The 17,744-nt window shown below is 48.2% G+C and carries 17 protein-coding genes; 6 read left to right on the top strand and 11 right to left on the bottom strand.

Annotated features, from left to right (window positions below):
- Window positions 1–16: 16 nt before the first annotated feature.
- The gene (locus AC0L4K_RS03480; RefSeq protein ID WP_473268214.1) at window positions 17–586 is read right to left on the bottom strand and encodes a peptidylprolyl isomerase; all 570 of its coding nucleotides are present in this window, start codon (window positions 584–586) and stop codon (window positions 17–19) included.
- 9 nt (window positions 587–595) lie between these two features.
- Window positions 596–1,372 carry a DUF4197 domain-containing protein gene (locus AC0L4K_RS03485; RefSeq protein WP_473268217.1) on the bottom strand — a complete coding sequence of 259 codons (777 nt, stop codon included), beginning with the start codon at window positions 1,370–1,372 and terminating at the stop codon, window positions 596–598.
- 214 nt (window positions 1,373–1,586) lie between these two features.
- Here AC0L4K_RS03485 and AC0L4K_RS03490 point away from each other — a divergent pair, with 214 nt between their 5' ends.
- The gene (locus tag AC0L4K_RS03490) at window positions 1,587–2,129 is read left to right on the top strand and encodes a cytochrome b (protein ID WP_473268220.1); all 543 of its coding nucleotides are present in this window, start codon (window positions 1,587–1,589) and stop codon (window positions 2,127–2,129) included.
- A 163-nt stretch (window positions 2,130–2,292) separates the two neighbouring features.
- On the opposite strand, the gene AC0L4K_RS03495 is transcribed toward AC0L4K_RS03490, so the two are convergent.
- The 3 genes from AC0L4K_RS03495 to hisA all read right to left on the bottom strand — a co-directional run bounded on the left by AC0L4K_RS03495 (window position 2,293) and on the right by hisA (window position 4,156).
- Window positions 2,293–2,697, bottom strand: a complete 405-nt coding sequence (locus AC0L4K_RS03495; RefSeq protein WP_473268221.1) for a hypothetical protein — start codon at window positions 2,695–2,697, stop codon at window positions 2,293–2,295.
- Window positions 2,698–2,808: 111 nt separating this feature from the next.
- Entirely contained in the window at window positions 2,809–3,450 is a 642-nt protein-coding gene (locus tag AC0L4K_RS03500; protein ID WP_473268222.1) for a GDSL-type esterase/lipase family protein, read from the bottom strand.
- Complete coding sequence (hisA, locus tag AC0L4K_RS03505; RefSeq protein ID WP_473268224.1) at window positions 3,401–4,156, bottom strand: phosphoribosylformimino-5-aminoimidazole carboxamide ribotide isomerase; 756 nt, start codon at window positions 4,154–4,156, stop codon at window positions 3,401–3,403. Before hisA ends, AC0L4K_RS03500 begins: the two co-directional genes overlap by 50 nt.
- A gap of 334 nt (window positions 4,157–4,490) precedes the next feature.
- Between hisA and AC0L4K_RS03510 the strand changes: the two genes are divergently transcribed.
- Entirely contained in the window at window positions 4,491–5,720 is a 1,230-nt protein-coding gene (locus tag AC0L4K_RS03510) for a peptidoglycan DD-metalloendopeptidase family protein (protein ID WP_473268225.1), read from the top strand.
- A 161-nt stretch (window positions 5,721–5,881) separates the two neighbouring features.
- On the opposite strand, the gene hpaD is transcribed toward AC0L4K_RS03510, so the two are convergent.
- Together hpaD and AC0L4K_RS03520 are read right to left on the bottom strand one after the other, a co-directional pair.
- Entirely contained in the window at window positions 5,882–6,730 is an 849-nt protein-coding gene (hpaD, locus tag AC0L4K_RS03515; protein WP_473268226.1) for a 3,4-dihydroxyphenylacetate 2,3-dioxygenase, read from the bottom strand.
- 165 nt (window positions 6,731–6,895) lie between these two features.
- A complete protein-coding gene (locus AC0L4K_RS03520) occupies window positions 6,896–7,963 on the bottom strand; it encodes an AraC family transcriptional regulator (RefSeq protein WP_417227756.1) in 1,068 nt (355 codons plus the stop codon).
- A gap of 429 nt (window positions 7,964–8,392) precedes the next feature.
- On the opposite strand from AC0L4K_RS03520, the gene AC0L4K_RS03525 reads away from it, so the two are divergent.
- From AC0L4K_RS03525 to AC0L4K_RS03535, 3 genes are read left to right on the top strand one after another with little or no spacing between them, the layout of a single operon-like run.
- Window positions 8,393–9,586 carry an ABC transporter substrate-binding protein gene (locus AC0L4K_RS03525; protein WP_417227757.1) on the top strand — a complete coding sequence of 398 codons (1,194 nt, stop codon included), beginning with the start codon at window positions 8,393–8,395 and terminating at the stop codon, window positions 9,584–9,586.
- Window positions 9,586–10,344, top strand: coding sequence for an ABC transporter permease (locus tag AC0L4K_RS03530; RefSeq protein ID WP_473268227.1), 759 nt, complete (start codon window positions 9,586–9,588; stop codon window positions 10,342–10,344). The genes AC0L4K_RS03525 and AC0L4K_RS03530 overlap by 1 nt, the downstream gene beginning before the upstream one ends.
- Entirely contained in the window at window positions 10,331–11,089 is a 759-nt protein-coding gene (locus AC0L4K_RS03535; protein WP_473268229.1) for an ABC transporter ATP-binding protein, read from the top strand. Before AC0L4K_RS03530 ends, AC0L4K_RS03535 begins: the two co-directional genes overlap by 14 nt.
- A 2-nt stretch (window positions 11,090–11,091) precedes the next feature.
- Here the strand turns inward: AC0L4K_RS03535 and AC0L4K_RS03540 are convergent, their stop codons facing one another.
- Together AC0L4K_RS03540 and AC0L4K_RS03545 are read right to left on the bottom strand one after the other, a co-directional pair.
- On the bottom strand, window positions 11,092–11,592 hold the full coding sequence (locus AC0L4K_RS03540) for a GNAT family N-acetyltransferase (protein WP_417227760.1): 501 nt from the start codon (window positions 11,590–11,592) through the stop codon (window positions 11,092–11,094).
- A 71-nt stretch (window positions 11,593–11,663) separates the two neighbouring features.
- Window positions 11,664–12,290, bottom strand: coding sequence for a trimeric intracellular cation channel family protein (locus tag AC0L4K_RS03545; protein WP_417227761.1), 627 nt, complete (start codon window positions 12,288–12,290; stop codon window positions 11,664–11,666).
- A gap of 432 nt (window positions 12,291–12,722) precedes the next feature.
- Between AC0L4K_RS03545 and AC0L4K_RS03550 the strand changes: the two genes are divergently transcribed.
- Window positions 12,723–14,750 carry a TonB-dependent copper receptor gene (locus AC0L4K_RS03550; protein ID WP_473268231.1) on the top strand — a complete coding sequence of 676 codons (2,028 nt, stop codon included), beginning with the start codon at window positions 12,723–12,725 and terminating at the stop codon, window positions 14,748–14,750.
- Between the two features lie 72 nt (window positions 14,751–14,822).
- Here the strand turns inward: AC0L4K_RS03550 and AC0L4K_RS03555 are convergent, their stop codons facing one another.
- Both AC0L4K_RS03555 and AC0L4K_RS03560 read right to left on the bottom strand, forming a co-directional pair.
- Window positions 14,823–15,707: an alpha/beta fold hydrolase gene (locus AC0L4K_RS03555; RefSeq protein WP_473269205.1), complete on the bottom strand. Its 885-nt coding sequence runs from the start codon at window positions 15,705–15,707 to the stop codon at window positions 14,823–14,825.
- 12 nt (window positions 15,708–15,719) lie between these two features.
- Entirely contained in the window at window positions 15,720–17,591 is a 1,872-nt protein-coding gene (locus AC0L4K_RS03560; RefSeq protein WP_417227763.1) for an autotransporter domain-containing protein, read from the bottom strand.
- Window positions 17,592–17,744: the final 153 nt, after the last annotated feature.

The following is a 17,744-nucleotide window of genomic DNA, read 5'->3' on the forward strand; positions in this document are numbered from 1 at the left end:
CGATCGACATCTTTCTTTAGTGGTTGTTTTTCAATACCACGCTCTGAATCACAATCGGCTCAACAGGCACATCGCTATATGGTCCTTGGCGGCCGGTTTGTACATGGCCTATTTGAGTAATTACATCCATCCCATTGATCACTTTACCAAATACGGCGTAGCCCGGACGAGGGCCGTTGGCATTGAGAAAGTCGTTGTTCTTCAGGTTGATAAAGAACTGTGATGTTGCGCTGTGAGGATCATTGGTGCGGGCCATGGCAATGGTACCGCGCATATTGGGCAGACCGTTGGCCGATTCATTACGGACCGGAGGTAGGGTGTCCTTACGCTCCAGATCAGCGCTAAATCCGCCACCTTGAATCATAAAGTTATCGATAACTCGGTGGAAAATCGTGTCGGTAAAGAAACCGCTATCAACATAGCGCAGGAAGTTGGCCACGGTGAGTGGTGCTTGCTCCGGCATGAGTTCGAGCTCGATAACTCCAGCGCTGGTGGTCATCACCACGACAGGGTTTAGATCATCAGCAAACGCTGGGCTGAACAGCGTGACACTCAGTAATATCGATAGCAGGTATTTCTTAAGCATTATGATTCCTTAAAAGTCGAATACTTGTTTTAGTAGGTCGGTGGTACGGGCAGCTGGGTTTTCACGGATTTTTTTCTCTTCGGTCGCTAGCATGGTGAATAGGCCATTTAATGCGCCTTTAGTGACATAGTTTTCAAGATTATAGTCTTCAGCGAAATCGCCTACCATCGGTACCTGAGCCGCTTGTTTCGTTAGGTCACTATAGGATTTAGTCACCCCAACCTGATCCATCGAGCTTTTAACCGATGGGCGAAAGAGTGCTTCTAAGCTGCTTGAGGTTTTCTCGCGGAAGTATTCGGTAGCGGCGTCATCCGAGCCATTCAAAATAGTTCGGGCATCCTCGATGCTCATCTCTTTAATCGCGCCGACCAGTATTTCGGTTGCTTCGGGCGCTGCTTGTTCGGCGGCGCGGTTCATGCTCAGCTCAAATGCCTCAACCTGCGAACCTAGGCCGAACTTTTTCAACAGACTGCTTGCCTGTTCTAATTGATCGGGTAAAGGAATTTTGATGAGTTCATTACTAAAATAACCATCTTTCTGACTGACGGATTCGATCGCTTTGCGGCTACCGACTTCCAGTGCTTCTTTCAGGCCGGCAATTACAGTGTCATAGCTAAGGTTGCTATCAGCGCCCGATGATGTAGATGTACTTTGTTTTTGTTCTAGCAGCTGCTTGCCGCTATCTTCTACTTTTTTAAGAAGATCGCCAAAGCCTGCAAAGGCGGTGGCCGCGATACTGCAAGAAAGTAGCGTGATGCCCACTTTGCCGAGGGTTGTTTTGCGCATAGTGTGTACTCCAGACGGAATGACGAATTGATTACATTCAGTCTAATCATTAAACCTTAAAATAACCTTAATAATTAGGCTAAAGAAGGTGATGCGGAGTAAAAATGTTGGTATTTATCCTCAGTATAAAACTTTACCTTTCTTAACACCTACATGACTTATGTTTTTCATCAATAAGATTTAGAGTTAGCAGATCAAACGCTTATTGGAATTCATGATGGATAGTCGCACTCAATTCACTAAAACTACGGTGTTTTTACACTGGATCATTGCGCTGGCGATTATCGGCAGTCTTATTTTCGGTATGTATTTAGAAGACCTGCCGCGTAGCCCCGATAAAGGCGCTTTAGTTGGTATTCATAAATCGATCGGAGTGCTTATTCTATTGGTGGCTCTGTATCGCATTTATTGGCGTATTCGTAACGGCTTTCCGCAGCGTTTGACGCCGGTTGAGCAGTGGCAGGAAAAAGTCGCCACTATTGTGCATCTGACTTTGTTAGTCGGCACGGTGTTGATGCCGATCTCCGGTATTTTAATGACGGTTGGTAATGGTTATCCGGTCGCGGTATTTGGTCTAAACCTAATACCGGGGGGCGATAAAATAGAGTTGTTGGCTGATGCCGGGCACATTGTGCATGGCTTGGGCGCAAAGGTGATGATCGCGGCGGTTCTGCTGCATGTTGCGGCGGCCGTTAAGCTGCAACTGTCGACTAAAGATGGTTCATTGGCGCGTATGTTTGGGCGCAAGGTGTCTTAAAAAGTTTTGACTCAGGGGCGTCGTTAACACCGCGGGTTGGGTTAACGATGTTGAGTTTGAAGGGGATCAAAAGCCGCGTGAAGCGGCTTTTTTATTGTCCGTGAGTGCTGAACTATCGTTTATGGGGGTCGATATTAGGGTGATCAGCGGTTCGGTTTGCGGCTTATTTTGCGTTGATGCCCATGCAGCGGTCGGCTATCTCTTCACCGATTGGAAGGCTAAAGCGGCGCCTGTCATCGCTATAATGGCTTACCTCAGGACAGCGGTCTGGATCAATGCGGATCGGTAGCGCTAGATCCCAGCCGTTGTCGATAGTGTGTTTGCGCGGAATTTTATAACCAAAAATGGTACTAAACCGTTTACCAACAGCCTTGCGGCTCTCTTTCTTGAGAAATAGGTGCCATTTCGGGGTTGAGCCGATATAGCGGGGCGGAGTCTTGTAAGCGGCCAGCACCCGGATCGATAGCTGACGAAAGTCAGTGAGTGATGCTTGCGTTACTTGCAGACTTTCTTGATTCGTTTGGCTGGCTGAATAACACTGGCCGGTCAGTATTACACTCAGCATCATTGACGAAATTCGTATCAACATAGATTTTTACAACAGTCCGGTTTTGAATAGTGGTTTGAATAACGGTGAACTTCAGAATCAGACTTTACAATAACGGAAAAATTCCATTTATTATAAAGCGTTATGTTCTTTTAGCAGAGAGGCGATACGCTGTGATAGTGCTTGATAACCCTGGTTATTAAAATGCACCGGGTCCGATTTATAGTGCGGAGTGCGCAGCAGGTTGGCAATGATCTCGGGTTCCCACACCAAGGAGTACTCCTGCGCTAACTCTCCATATAGTGGTGCGCTATTGGAAAATAGTGATTTTTCCGGCACCGCCAATAGCACAACATCGATTTGACGTTGCTGCGCCAGTGAGATCATCTGTGCTAGGTTTTGTTTTAGCTTCGTTTTATCAAGATTGCGCAGAATATCGTTACCGCCTTCTAGCAGGATTAACAGTGTGGGCTGGTATTCATCCAGCAGTGTTGGCAGTCGCTGTAAGCCTTCGGCGCTGACTTCGCCGGCGACACCGGCATTGATCACTCGACGTTCAATGAGTTGTTGCAACTGATGAGGATAGTCACCGCCATCCGTGCTGCCAACGCCCTGTGTGAGACTATCACCAAAGGCTAGAACAACTCCGTCGGCAGGGACGTAGCTCAGTTCTGCGCGATCGCTGCAACCACTGATGAACAGCAGCAGCGCAATTAAAGCAGTTTTAACGGTTGTTCCAAGCAATGCATTGCTCCAAGGTGACACCGTTGCCACCAAAAATATCCAGTGCACTGCCGATGGTAAGATCAACTTTACCGGCGGATAAACGGTCGACTAGCTTTAAATCGTCAAGGGAACGGGCACCGCCCGCGTAGGTCACCGGGATCGGGCAGGCTTCACCCAGTAGCTTGACTAATTCCTCATCGATGCCGGCTTGTAGACCTTCGACATCCGCCGCATGGATTAGAAATTCTGCACAGTGCTGGCTCAGTTCTGCCAGTGTCTGAGCATTCACCGGGGTGTCGGTGACGGTCTGCCAGCGATCAGTGGCGATGTGCCAACCACTGGTGGTGCGCCGACAGCTCAGGTCGAGAATCAAACGCTCTTTTCCGGTGATCGCTTTGATCTGCTCTAATCGTTGCCAACTGAATTGGCCGTTATCAAACAGATATGAGGTCACGATGACATGGGAAGCGCCTGCTGCAATAAATTCCGCAGCGTTGGTGTTATTCACGCCACCCCCAAACTGTAAGCCGGCGGGCCAAGCTGCGAGCGCTTTCAGTGCTTGCTCTTTATTACCAGGCCCCAGTGCAATGACATGACCTCCGGTCAGATGATGTTTGCGGTATAAAGTGGCGTAGTATTCAGCATCATACTGACTGACAAAGTTAGTCTTAGCGCCTTGGTCATTTAGGCTGCCACCAACAATCTGTTTTACCTGACCCTGGTGCAGGTCGATACAGGGGCGAAACTGGGTCAAAGGACTCTCTCCGAAACACTGGATTGAAAATACTCGATAACAGCCGCCTATTGTAGCAGAAAGCATTAATACCACTATCGGGCGGGGGGTAATCCTGTCATCTTTCAGGCATAATTTACTGAACAATCCTCTTCATTGGTGGTCACACCATCAGCCAATGGGGTATGGACTATCGTTAAGCAGTATTGAGGCAGAGTGACAGCGTTTGAAAATCGGTAATATAAGTGCACGACTGCGGTCGTTTGTTAGCTTAACTAAAGCTGTGTTGAGTCATCTACCCACCCCCCATCGCATTATCTTGGGAAGTGTTTGTTTTATTCTGCTGGTGTCATTGATGCTAGCGGATAATAGTTCTGCTGTGTCTGTTCCACCGGGGCAGTTCAGGAGCGAACTTGAACTTGAGTTACCGACGGCGGATAGCGCCGCAGAGGTGGTTGACGAACCGCTTGAGTTTTCACATGAGCCGAGCGCCGTCGATAACCCTTCTATCGGTTATGTGGTGCAGAAGGGCGATACCCTGAGTACTATCTTTAGTCGTTTGCATATCTCCCAAGCGACCCTTTATAAATTGATGGAAGCCGATCTTAACTTGCTGGCTCTCGATACCATTCAGCCCGGTCACCAGTTGGGATTTAATTTTGATGACGCAGGGCTTAAGCAGTTTATCTTCCGTTCTGGCCTGACCTATCAAGTGACCTTTGATCGGGGCGCGAAGGGCGACTTTGAGTTTGAAGAGTTTATCGAGAAGGGTGGTTATCGTCGGGAAATTATCAGCGGCACTGTTGAAGGTGATCTGCCACGGTCAATGAAACGGGCTGGTGCGCGAATTGCTGAGGCCTATCAGGTAACCAATTTACTGAAAGAACGGATGAATTTCAGAAGTCACCTGCGTGCAGGCGATCGTTTTCAGCTGGCGGTATCGCGTCAATATGTTAAGGGTGAATATACCGGCAACAGTATTATTGAGGGCTTCGTCTATGATGGTGCGATCCGCAAACAATCAGCCTTTTTGTTTGATGATAACTATTTTGATGCCGATGGTGAGAGTTTAGAAAAAGCTTTTCAGCGAATCCCTCTGGCAAAACGTTATCGTATCTCCTCACGGTTTGACCCACGGCGTCGTCATCCCATTACCAAGCTGATCCGGCCCCATAATGGCACCGACTTTGCGGTGGGTATCGGCACGCCGGTGTTAGCCGCAGGTGATGGCGTAGTTTCCCGAGTTATTAAGCATCGCTATGCTGGTCTCTATATCGAGATTCAGCATAACCGTAAATATAAAACTCGTTATTTGCACCTGAGTAAGGCCTATGTGCGTAAAGGGCAGAAGGTTTCCCGTGGGCAAAAGATCGCCGCATCGGGTAATTCTGGTCGCTCGACCGGCGCCCACCTGCACTATGAACTGCATGTTAATGGTCGTCCGGTGAACGCCATGACGGCACCTATTCCGGTAGTACAGACTATCTCCCGTAAGAAACGTAATCAATTCAAACAACAGGTGGCGTTAATTAAAACGCAGATGGCCGAGCAACTGATGTTGGCAGAAAAACAGCCATCAAAGTAATCGCGCTTGCTTTGGCGCATTGCTGGCGGGAAAGCAGGACGAATTAACGCATGGAAGCCCCCAGCGTATCGACAATGAGTAGTCGATACGCGGGGTTATCTACAGATGAGGGTTAGATCAATCTAGCAGTATGCTGTAACCGGTCGACATACTTTGTTGGGTTACACAGGAAAAATCACATTGCACTGTCCAGTGCCAGAGCTTGGAAAGTACTCCGTCATCATTTCGGCACAGCCGGTATAGCTGTCCCAACCCAATAGTCCAAACAGCATCGCGGTATCGTGCATACCCCCTTCACCCGCACAGTCTTTGGCGTATTTCGGCAGAATTTCAAGAAACTCTTTGGCTTTGCCTGATTTCCACATATCCAGCACCATCAAATCAATCTCTTGGTTCATCGGCTCACTGATTTTGAACATGTAGTCGCCAACCACTTTGTTGGGTGGAATACGGTGGGATAATGAACCGCTGGCAAGGAAGGCCACGCGCTTGTCGGACTGTTTAATCGCTTCAAGCACCGCTTCGCCAACCTGTTTAGACTCTTCCATATCTGCGTCATACATCCAACCGGCGATGGAGACCACCTTGATATCGTTACCAATACCCAGGTAGCGCAGTGGCACCAGAGTACCGTACTGTAGTTCAAGGGTCGCTACTTCATGATGGCAGAGGGTCTTGACTCCGTTAGCGGTAGCGATAGCCGCAATCTGTTGCCCCAGCTCGGGGTCACCGCTGTGGCTATACTCCATATTATTAAGAAAATGTGGAAACTCGGTGCTGGTGAACACACCGGACATATCCGGCTTGGCATTGATATGAAAACCGGCATTCACAAGCCAGTGGGTGTCTGAAATAACCACCGTATCAACGTTTAGCTCACGACACATATCCCCGATGCGATGCAACCCCTGAATAGCTGATTCGCGGATACCGTTGAGCGGTCCTTCTTGTTCAGAAATAAACATCGATGGCACATGTGTTACTTTTGCTGCTAGAACTAATTCGCCCATAACTCACCTCAGTTGTTTTTTTATTTGAATAGTCGTGCTGGATCAAATATCCATTGAGCGTGAGTATACGGTGGGTTTTGCATACGTCTTTGCCATTTAAAGCAAAGCTTTTACCATTTAAGACAGACGCTTTTTAGCGCAACGGTGAGTTGCTCCTATGACAAATTACGTTGTCGGATTCGCTAAATGACGGGCACGGAATGCGGTGGGCGTTTCGCCGGTCCAGCGTTTAAAGGCGCGGTTAAGATGGGCCGGGTCAGAAAAACCCAACGAGTAAGCGATTTGAGTAATGTTTTGTCGTGAATGCTGTAAATATTGACGCGCCAACTCTTCACGTATCTGATCTCGCAGCGCCTGTAGCGGGGTGCCGTTTTGACTCAGCTTATATTGTAGGGTTCGGGGGGACATCTTTAGTTCGCAGGCAACCGCATCTAAGGTTGTCAGTCCGAGGGGCATCAGATTAATCAGAGCACTGCGAACGATGCCACGAAGGTCGGCCATCTGTAGTCGTTGGAGATATTCTTCAACCAGCTTGTCATTTTGCTCTGCCAATAAACGGTTGCCTGCGGGGAGAGGGCGATTAAGTTGTTCGGCACTTAGTTGCAGATGATTGCAAGACTGGCCGAACAGTACCGGACACTGGAAGTAAGTTTCCCAGCGGAGGGGATTAGCTGGGGTTGAGCGGGTAAAACTGACCGCTTGGGGTGAAAAGTGCTGATCGGACATATCGCGAAACATTTTCACCACCGCGCCGAGAAAGTAATCGACACCTTCATCGGCGACCAAAGGTTGCTGAGCGGATTTTTTTACCTGCATGCAGAAGTCGAAGGTTTGCTTGTTTGACGCCTTAAGCGACAGAGTACAACCATCATTGAGTAAGACTTCAAAACGCACCATGCGTTGAAGTGCATCGAGCAGGTGACTACTGGCCCAGAGTGAAAATCCTAGTGCATGAAAGGTGGTTGGGCAAACATATTCAGCCACCCGTAAGCCGATATCCTCTTGGCCGGTTTCCGCCAGCGCCAAACGCCATAATTGACGGGTATTGTCAGAGGAGAAACGAATATCGTTGTCTCTTTTTTTCGCTAGATCGACACCTGCTGCCTGTAGTAAACGATCGCCATCATACCCTAATGCATCCAAAGCCCGTCCCACGGCCACAGACCAACCGCCGACCACGGTGGAAGATTGTTGGCGAGTGATTGTTGTATGCGGTGTCTGAGGCTGCATCATGGTTTGAAACATTATTCATTAGGGAGTGTGTGGGTAATTAACAGTGTATGTAAAACCGCCGTCAGGATACAGCGCTACTTTGCTCGAACGGATTGTGTTGTACCTGAGGTGTGTTTGTTGTGTTCGTATTTCGCGTTGCTTTATAGCCCTATTTAACGGTGTATTTAGTTATTTCGTACAATGATTAACGGAGTCTGTTTTTGCTAACCTCGTTAGATGAGAGACCGTTGTTCCTTGAGACCTTTAAGCCCGTTTACCGATAGCAGTGTTATGGGGTTGTGTTGTCTGGCTTATCGTATCTGATACCTTATTTATTCTTTCCCCTTCAGGGTGTTTTATACGATATGCCCATTTTTTCTTATCGGGTGATGAGCGATAGATGTGCCGAACGGGCACGGTATCTGAGCATTTAATCATTGGGAGGCTGTTATGAAGATTGTCTATTACGCTGCTGCATTCAGCCTGATATTGAGGCCCTTTATGGGGCGTATCTTAAGCGCGTTTATTTTAGGCATGTCAGTGATAACAACGACAGGGTTAAAACGGCTTACTATGTGTGTGCCGTTTAAAGAGCTAAGAACGTACGCCATCAGCATGGTCGTTACTGCGCTGATATTAATGCCATCGGCAGCATTATATGCGGACACACGACCATTAGTGCGGGTGGCGGTATTGCAATTTGGTACGGTTAATTGGGAAATGGATGTGATACGCCATCATCGACTCGATGAAAAATACCACTTCTCCTTAGAGGTGATGCCGGTGGGGAGCAAAAATGCCAGTGCAGTCGCCTTACAAAGCGGGGCTGTGGATCTTATCTATGGTGATTGGGTGTGGGTTAACCGTCAGCGCTTCAATCAACGGCTATTTGGTTTTTCGCCGGTATCTTCAGCAACAGGGGGGCTCTATGTTCAAGCAGATAGCCCTGCATCGTCCCTTGATGAGTTACTAAATTATTGGTTGCAAAACGCGGAGGCAAAGCGACTGCGATTAGGCATTGCCGGCGGCTCTGTGGATAAAAGCTGGTTGCTGCTGCAGGCCTATAGTAAGCAGGTACTCGGTCGAGATATGGTCGCTGCCATAGAGCCGGTATTCGCCGCGCCACCTTTACTGAATCAGTTGATGTATGACAGCAAGCTGCCTGCTAGTCTCAATTTTTGGCATTATAGCGCACGGCTTAAGGCCCGTGGTTTTAAACCCATTCTTACCGTCGAGGAAATGATTAAAGGGTTAGGTGTGAAGCATCAGGTGCCTCTTTTAGGGTGGATCTTTACTGATGAGATGCTGCAGCAACAGCAGGCGTCGCTGGGTGCTTTTTTAAATGCCTCTCGGGCAGCTCGGCAGATATTATTAACGTCTGATGCGGAGTGGCAACGTATTCGGCATTTAACGCGGGCCGAAGACGAACACATTTTCACTGCGCTGAAGCAGGGCTATCGTGCTGGAGTGCAACAACAATTTGGTGTTACCGAGCTGGACGGACTGGCAACACTGTATGGGATCTTGGCTCAGGAGGGCGGTAAAAAACTTACCGGAGGGGCGCAGACATTAGACCGGGCACTCTTTTGGATGCCGGATGCTACCTTGGGGATGCGTCAGGTTGATGCGCGGAGAGTGCCATAATGGTGAGGTGTCGGCGGCTAGCGCTGGCGGTGTTACCACTGCTGGTATTGTTTCTTCTGTGGCAGTTTGCCGCTATGTTGCTGAATGATAGTCGTTTTCCGAGTGTGTTTGAGGTGTTTGCAAGTTTACGTGGCCATCTGCTTGAAGGCGATATGCTGCATCATCTGTTAGTGACGATGGTCAGAGTGTTACTGAGTTTTATCATTGCGATGGCTCTGGGTGTCGTCATTGGCATGATGATGGGGGCCTTTCCTCGCTTGAATGCAGCAGGTGATGCTATCTTGATTCTGGCGCTTAATGTACCAGCGTTAGTGACTATTATTCTTTGCTATGTTTGGTTTGGCTTGGTTGAATCGGCAGCTATTGCTGCCGTGGCGATTAATAAAATTCCTACCGTGGTGGTGATGGTACGTGAAGGTGCCCGGGTGGTTGACCAAGATTTACTGGCGGTAGCGAAAGTGTTTCGGGTAGCGCCAGCGCGTTACTTTTTTAAGGTTTATCTACCCCAGCTTTATCCATTTATTATGGCTTCAGCCCGTTCAGGCCTGTCGTTGATCTGGAAAATTGTACTGGTGGTTGAGTTGCTTGGTCGCAGTGATGGGGTGGGGTTTCAGTTGGGTAGTTTTTTCCAGTTTTTTGATATCGCCAGTATTCTCGCTTATACCCTAGCGTTTGCCGCTATTGTTTTGCTGCTAGAGGGACTGATTATGCGTCCCCTAGATCGTTATATCGCTCGGGGGGGATATGGTCAGTCTTGATATTTCACTGTTGGGTAAGTTTTATCGCAATAGCCCTGATCAGGTGCTTGATGCCGTGTCGTTTAAACTGTCTTGCGGTGAATTTGTGGCTTTGCTTGGCCCCTCAGGCACAGGTAAAAGCACGTTGTTAAATATGATTGCTGGGTTAGAGCCTAGTGCGCCCGGTGAGATTAAGCTTAATGGTTGCCCTTTGCAGGATAAGCCGGACTGTAAGCTGGGATATATCTTTCAACAGCCTAGACTGATGCCTTGGTTGACCGTAGCGGAGAACCTGCGTTTGGTGCAGCCCGATGCAGATGCGGCGGCGATTGAATCGATGTTGGCAAAGGTAGGTCTAGCGGGTAAATCAGCCTGTTACCCGAAGCACTTGTCAGGAGGCATGCAGCGTCGAGTGAGTATTGCTCGGGCTTTTCTGACTCAGCCAGATCTACTGTTGTTAGATGAGCCGTTTGCTTCGTTGGATGCGCCGAATGCCGATAAATTACGCAGATTGTTATATGCGTTATGGGTTGAACAAAAACCGACAGTTTTGTTTGTAACTCATGATCTTAATGAAGCGATTCAACTAGCCGATAGGATTATCTTTCTTTCCTCGGCTCCCGGCCGGGTGATTCTCGATAAAACCGTTGATCTTTCTCGCCCCCGTGCCACTGACGATTATCGGCTTCAGGGCTGGAAAGATGCTCTGCTCTGTCAACATGCAGGCCTGTTAGAAGGTACAGTGCCTAATGCGTTTGAATCCTAAGGTTAAAAACGTGCGGCATGCTGGGCAAGTTGCTCTGCTGAAAAACGATAAATCGTCATCTCATCAACGCTGTATGCTCCCATTTGTCGATAGAACTTGATGGCGGGTTCATTCCAGTCGAGGCATCCCCACTCCAGCCGTTGGCAGCCGCGCTGTAATGCCAGTTTTGATATATAGGCCATCATCGTCTGTCCTAGTCCTTTAGACTGGACCTGTTGATCGATAAAGAAACCATCAATATATAATCCCGATTGTCCTGTGAAAGCTGACGAGTTTTGATAAAAATAGATAAAACCGACGGTCTCGCCTTCAAGTTCGCCAAAAATCACTTCGCCTTGCTTATTCTTTAGCCGTTGACGAATACTGGCTTCGGTTGCAGTGATTTTATCCAACATTTTTTGATAGGCGCCTAACTTCTTCATGTAAGCAACGACCAAGGCGGCATCATCTGGGGTGCCGTGGCGCAGGGCAAATCCAGCCTGTTGGGTTTGAATGAAATCCATATCGTTAATCCTATGGTTTAGCCGGTGGCATACACCAGCCACCTTTAAATTGAGCGTCGTAAATGACGGGGTTATCGGTGGTATATATTGGGTAGTTTTAGTTCAAACACAATAGCTAAGGCTCGCAGTACAAAGGCCACCAAAAAACCGCCTATCAGGTCATAGTTGTCGGGTAGGTTGAGTTCGCCGAGGATTAAATAGGTGACGGAGCCGGCCAACATGGTGGTGATATAGAGCTCTTCATTCATTAGGGTCAGGTTGCTACCGCAGAGCAGGTCGCGGGCAATACCACCAAAGCTGGCAGTCATTACCCCCATGCAGACAGCGATAAGGGGAGAAGTGCCGAATACCAGGGCGATCTCAGTGCCGACGACAGCAAACAAGGCGATACCCACGGCGTCCATCCAGATCAGTGCTCGTGTTCTTGATGCCAGTTTGGGGGCAATAAAATAGGTAACAGCGGATGCTATCAAACAGACGATAATCCAGACGGGTTCTCGGATCCAAAGCACCGGTAGTTTACCCAGTAATACATCCCGTAGGGTACCGCCTCCCAACCCGGTGGCAGTGCCTATAAGCATAAAGCCTAAAATATCCATCTTCTGACGTGCGGCATCAAGCGCACCTGAGATGGCGAATACGGCACAGGCTGATAGTCCCATGATGTTAATTGCAGCGGTAATGTCGAAAGGTATCATTAAACGTCCTAGAGTCTTGTTTATCGTTACCGCAGATGTTTTGTATGGGTCTACTGATGAGTAGGGGGTTGGCTGAGGTAATAGATGAATTGTAGCTGGTTTTCAGAGGACTCGAATACGTTTAAGTCACAATACTTCGGAGTTTTTATCGGCAGTAGGCTGTTGTTACTCCGGTTATTTGATATGGGGGCATTTAGTGCAATAACAGAGGTTCGACAGCAGCCTTGAATACGATTTACATCTCTCGATTCTAGGCGTGCTTTAGGGGAGGAATAGTCCCGCGCTGTTGACTCCCAACTCGCTTTCAATAAGTTCCTTTTAATTGGTGCGTCATTATGTCACAGCAACTGCGGCATCCTGTCACATCTCAGTAGAGGGTGGTCACTCTACAATACGCGCAGTTTATAACCTTCCGCTGCTAAGGAACGCTGTATGATCAAAACAACGCTGTCGCTGGCTATTGCTGCGACGATTTCGGCACAGGCTTTTGCAGGCCATGATGATAAACCTCTCGTGATTGAAATAACATCAGGCCTCCCGCAGGTTGAGAATACGGTACACAGTGAAACCGCTGCGGTTCAGGCATCGCCAACGACTGATGGTGGTGAGCTGTTGCAGAGCCTGAGTGGTGTGTCTGGTATTCGGATGGGGGGGCGTTCGATTGATCCTGTGATTCGAGGGCAGAGCCAGACTCAACTGAATATTCTGTTGGATGGTGCTTATATCCACGGAGGGTGTCCTAACCGTATGGATCCGCCGACCTCTTATACTTCGGTGGATAGCTATGACAGCGTCACCGTTATTAAGGGTAACCGTACCGTGGTTTATGGTGGCGGCGGTTCCGGTGGTACCGTTCTGTTTGAGCGTCAATGGCCTCAATTTGATAACAATAGTTATGCCGGTGAGTTGAGCGCTAGTTATCACGGTAATGGTAATCGTTATGAACTGGGAGCGGATGTTGCGGCCGGTTCCGATGAGGGTTATATCCGAGTTATTGCGCATAAAGCGGAAGCTGATAACTATGATGATGGGGATGGCAATGAGGTTCGCTCATCGTTTGAAAGCTTATCGAAATCGCTGCTGGTGGGTTACCGCCTGACGGATCTCACCACCATCGAAGCTAGCTATGAAAAGCAGGAAGAGGATGATGTTCTGTTTGCGGGTGCAGGCATGGATTCCCCCTATGCTGATGCTGATACTACTCGTTTAAAACTCACTCATGAGTTTGAGCAGGGGGTGTTGCAGCAAGTCCAGCTGGAGCTGTATAAGTCGGATGTGAAGCACAATATGGATAACTATAGCCTGCGTCCCGCCGGAATGATGAAGATGCAGGCGCCTTCTACCTCCGATACCGAAGGTGGGCGGTTAATCTTTGATGCTCAGGCGGCGGATATTGCTTGGACTTTTGGTGTAGATATGCAAAACAATGACCGCGATGCAGAGTTGCAGAACAGTGCTGGAGTAGCAAGTCGTCTGCTTTGGCCTGGTGTTGAAATTGATCAAACGGGTGTTTTCGCAGAGAGTGAAAAGGTTCTGAGTACAGATGATATTGTACGTGCAGGGCTGCGTTATGATCATATTAGTGCTGTCGCAACACGTCGGAATGAAGTGGTAGGTGGTATGACGCCAGCGGCGATTTGGTCGATGGCTGGCGCGCCTGCCGGAGCCGGTGAGCAACGCAATGAAGATAATGTGGGCGGTTTCGCTAGCTGGACCCACCGTTTAAACGACCAGTATAGTGTTGAAACTATTTTATCTCGCAGTGTTCGTACCGCCGATGCAACGGAGCGCTATATGGCTCGGTCAACGATGACCAGTGACTGGATAGGCAATCCATTGTTAGAACCTGAAAAGCATCATCAAATAGAGGTCAGCCTGCAGGGTAATCTTGATACGCTGAACTGGTCGGCAACCGGCTGGTATAATCAAGTTAATGATTATATTTTACGGCAGACCGTCGCTGCAGGCTCTAAAAGCCGCGATATTTATCGCAATGTTGACGCTGAACTGTACGGTGCTGAGTTAGAAGCTGGCTATCAAATCAATGCCAATTGGCAGTTAGGTAGTGCCTTAGCATGGACGGTGGGTAATAATCTGGATGATGACACATCGCTATCACGTATCGCGCCTTTAGAACTCAATACCTCATTGGATTATCAGCAAGACCGTCTGCAAATGGGCGTCGAGTGGCAGCTGGTGTCTAATCAGAATGATATCTGTTTAGCCGGTAGCGGTTACTGTGGTGGTCAAGATGTACGTAAAACACCGTGCTATGGCGTCGTTAACCTGCATGCTCAATATGAATTTGATAATGGCTTAAACCTACAAGCCGGTGTGGATAATCTGATGGACAAGGCGTATACCGTGCATGAAAGTCGTGATGATTCGATCAATCCTGATCCATTCCAAGTGGCTGAACCCGGTCGTAGCGCTTGGATTCGGGTGACCCAGTCATTCTAATAGCGTTATTCATTTCCCTTTTCCATAGCCGGATCATCTGATCCGGTTTTTTTATATCCTTTGAAAGGTTTCTTAGTGGTTCATGTAACAGCCACTGGCTTTTCTTACTTGCTGTATTAAAGCTAGCCAGTCTTTAGAGGCTAAATTGTCCAGTGGGTGATTAACACCCGCAAGTTTTGCATGTTTAGCGTAGGGATTATGCTGGAGGTATTTTTGCTGATGCTGAAAAGTAACCTGGGTATCTTGGCTGCCCGTCAGGTGAAGTTGATAGATATCAGCTCGAGAAGGGAGTTGTGCAGGGTTAATTGAATCGTATAAAGGGGAGTAACCATGTGATGCTGTCCAGCGATCGGTATCTAATGGGGCTGCGAGTGTTACGACTGCGGTTACCTGTGGTGATCTTTGAGCAACCAGAGTTGCAAGTACTCCGCCACCGCTATGGCCCACAAGAATAACTGGTTTATCCACAGCGAGTGTCTTAACCAGTTCAGTGAGGCTGCGAACCACTTCTTCCGAGTAACGGCCAAAGGTCCATAGATGGGGGTTACAATGGCGGCTTGTTTGTAAGCCAAAATAACAGGGGCGTCCTAGCCAGACCGCATTTTCATTATCTTTTTGGCTGAGCTGTAACAGTGGGTTTTTATACCCGGTGGGGTTGGCCGAGATGCGACTACCCTGCGCTAAAAACGGAATACCATCTCCTTCAAGATAAATGGTTAAGCAGCGAAGGTTGGTTATGGTGTTTTCAGGGGTGGCAAGCCAGTGGTCAAATTCAGTAGAACGAATTTTTTCAAACGTAAATCCAGGTGGTGAACTCTGCGCTGGATTCGGTTGTGTTGGCTGAGATTGGCAGCCATGTATGAAGAGAGAAAAGAGGGCGATACACAGTGTTAGTATCGCCCTTTGGCCAAGCCTGACAAACGTCAGGCAATGGCCTTTTTTAACAATGCTTTTCAGCGTAAGTTACCGTTAAAATTCATAGCGGAATTGTGCTGCAAGGCTATGACTTTCAACATCACTATTATCGATAAATGTATTGTAACTCAGAGCCAGTTTAGATGTCTTAGACAGCCATACGGTTGTACCAAGGCCTAGAGTGACATATTCCTGATCAAGTTCACTGATATCCATATTCAATACAGATGAACCACCGACAAAGTTAACCGCAACACTACGTGAATCATCCGCAAACTCTTTGACAAAAGCCAAATTAGCGTTGAGTTCAACATCTTTCTGTTTCACTTGCAGGTATTTAACCAGTTCGCCGCCGAGTGTTAGACGTACAGATTCGGCCTCATCATCACCAACAGACAGTGGTGCAACACCGCTTTCGGTATAGCCATCTACGTTAACTTTTTCGTAGTTAGCCGCGAGAGTAGGAGTTACTTGCAAGCTGTTTGAAACAGCGTAGTTGTAACCACCTTTCACCATCAGGTATTGAGTTTCTGAATCAGTAGAAGCTGTCATGGTATTACCGCCGAAGTTACGGCTAATATCATGATTAGCCCAGCTATAGCCTACTAAACCGTCGATAAATACATTGTTGGTAGGATAATAAGTACCGTAGAGAAACAGAGACGTTGCTTCGGTGTCAGTTTCACCTTGGTCATTATCTTGCTCGGTATTGTTATCAGTGTAGCCCAGTGCAACCCCGGCAAGCAGGTTTGGATTAAACCGGTAGTCAAAGCCAATAGTTAAGCCGTTGGTGTCATAATCACTTCCAACGGAACTGGCATCGCCATCAAATGAACCGCGATCCATTCGACCTTCAATAAACAAGCCTTTGGCCAATGTTGACATCTCACCTTCACCAGCGGCGGCGCCATTTACATTGCTAATGCCCTGTTGTTCAAGTATGTCGCGGTAGGAAACCATCTGGCCGTTTTGTTCTATTTTCAGTTTATCTAGGTCGACCTGAACCACTTGGTTGCTACGCCGAGAACTCATCCGTTGATTGATGTTCTGTAACTGAAATATGCCTGTTTGGCGGTTGTAGCTGATGATGCGGGGCAATGTGCGGGAAGAGAGAGCTAGCTGTTGTGTACCGCTAGTACCAGGCTGAGCCTGAATTACATTTGATAGACAGTTAAGGAAAGCACCTGAAAAGGATTGGGCGTCCGTACCGCCATTACGCAATACATTCAAGTTGGCAACACAGCCCTGAGCGGCGATCGCTAAATTGGTGTAATCAGTGGTGGTGGTGCCAGAGGCATAATCAATAGAAACCCCTGCTTGGGTCGTGAATCCGCCATTTCCATCAGCCACATAACTATCAGTACCATCGGTACCGACAGTGACACTGCTGTCTGCTGAATTTAGGTTCTGATTGAGGATGCCGGTGAGGGTTGCCCCTTTATCTTGAAGGGCTGTCAGCACGGTGTTGTAAGTCAGAGAGGAGTCGGTGTTATCCCGGTCTTCATCGGTGACGAGTACGACAGCCACCCGTGCGCCGGCATCAAATGTTAGGTTATCTAGCGCATATTGAATACCCGCATAGCCATCTTCCGTACCGCCGTTTGTTACGAGGTTTGAAGTGGCTGTGGCAAAATCGCTGGCGCTACCAAATTGCCCGCTTCCGACGCTGATTGGGCGAGGCACTACTGAGTTATTACCATAGCCGACTAAACCATAACTAGAGCTTAGGCCTACCGTTGTTTGTAAGTCTGTTTCGAGTTGTGTGGTAAAACCGGGTAACCACGCATGTTCACCGGACATCGAGCCGGATTCGTCGACAACAAAAACGAGGTTGACGTCTGCAGCTAATGCTTGGTTGGCGGTGGCTATTGCGATAGACAGTAAAGAGGTTGATATAGCGGTGCTCAACACTCGGTTAAGTCTCATGAGGATTCTCCTTTCCTTTCTTTATTATGGTGCCTAAACTGCGGACGTTCATGTAGACAACCCTGTAAAAGTAATGGTAAGTATTTTTTGTTTCAAAATAAAGATAACATTTAGGATAACTTGATGTACGACAGGTTTTAAAAGGGGTAAACG

This window comes from Amphritea sp. GJ51-11 (genome assembly GCF_055808735.1).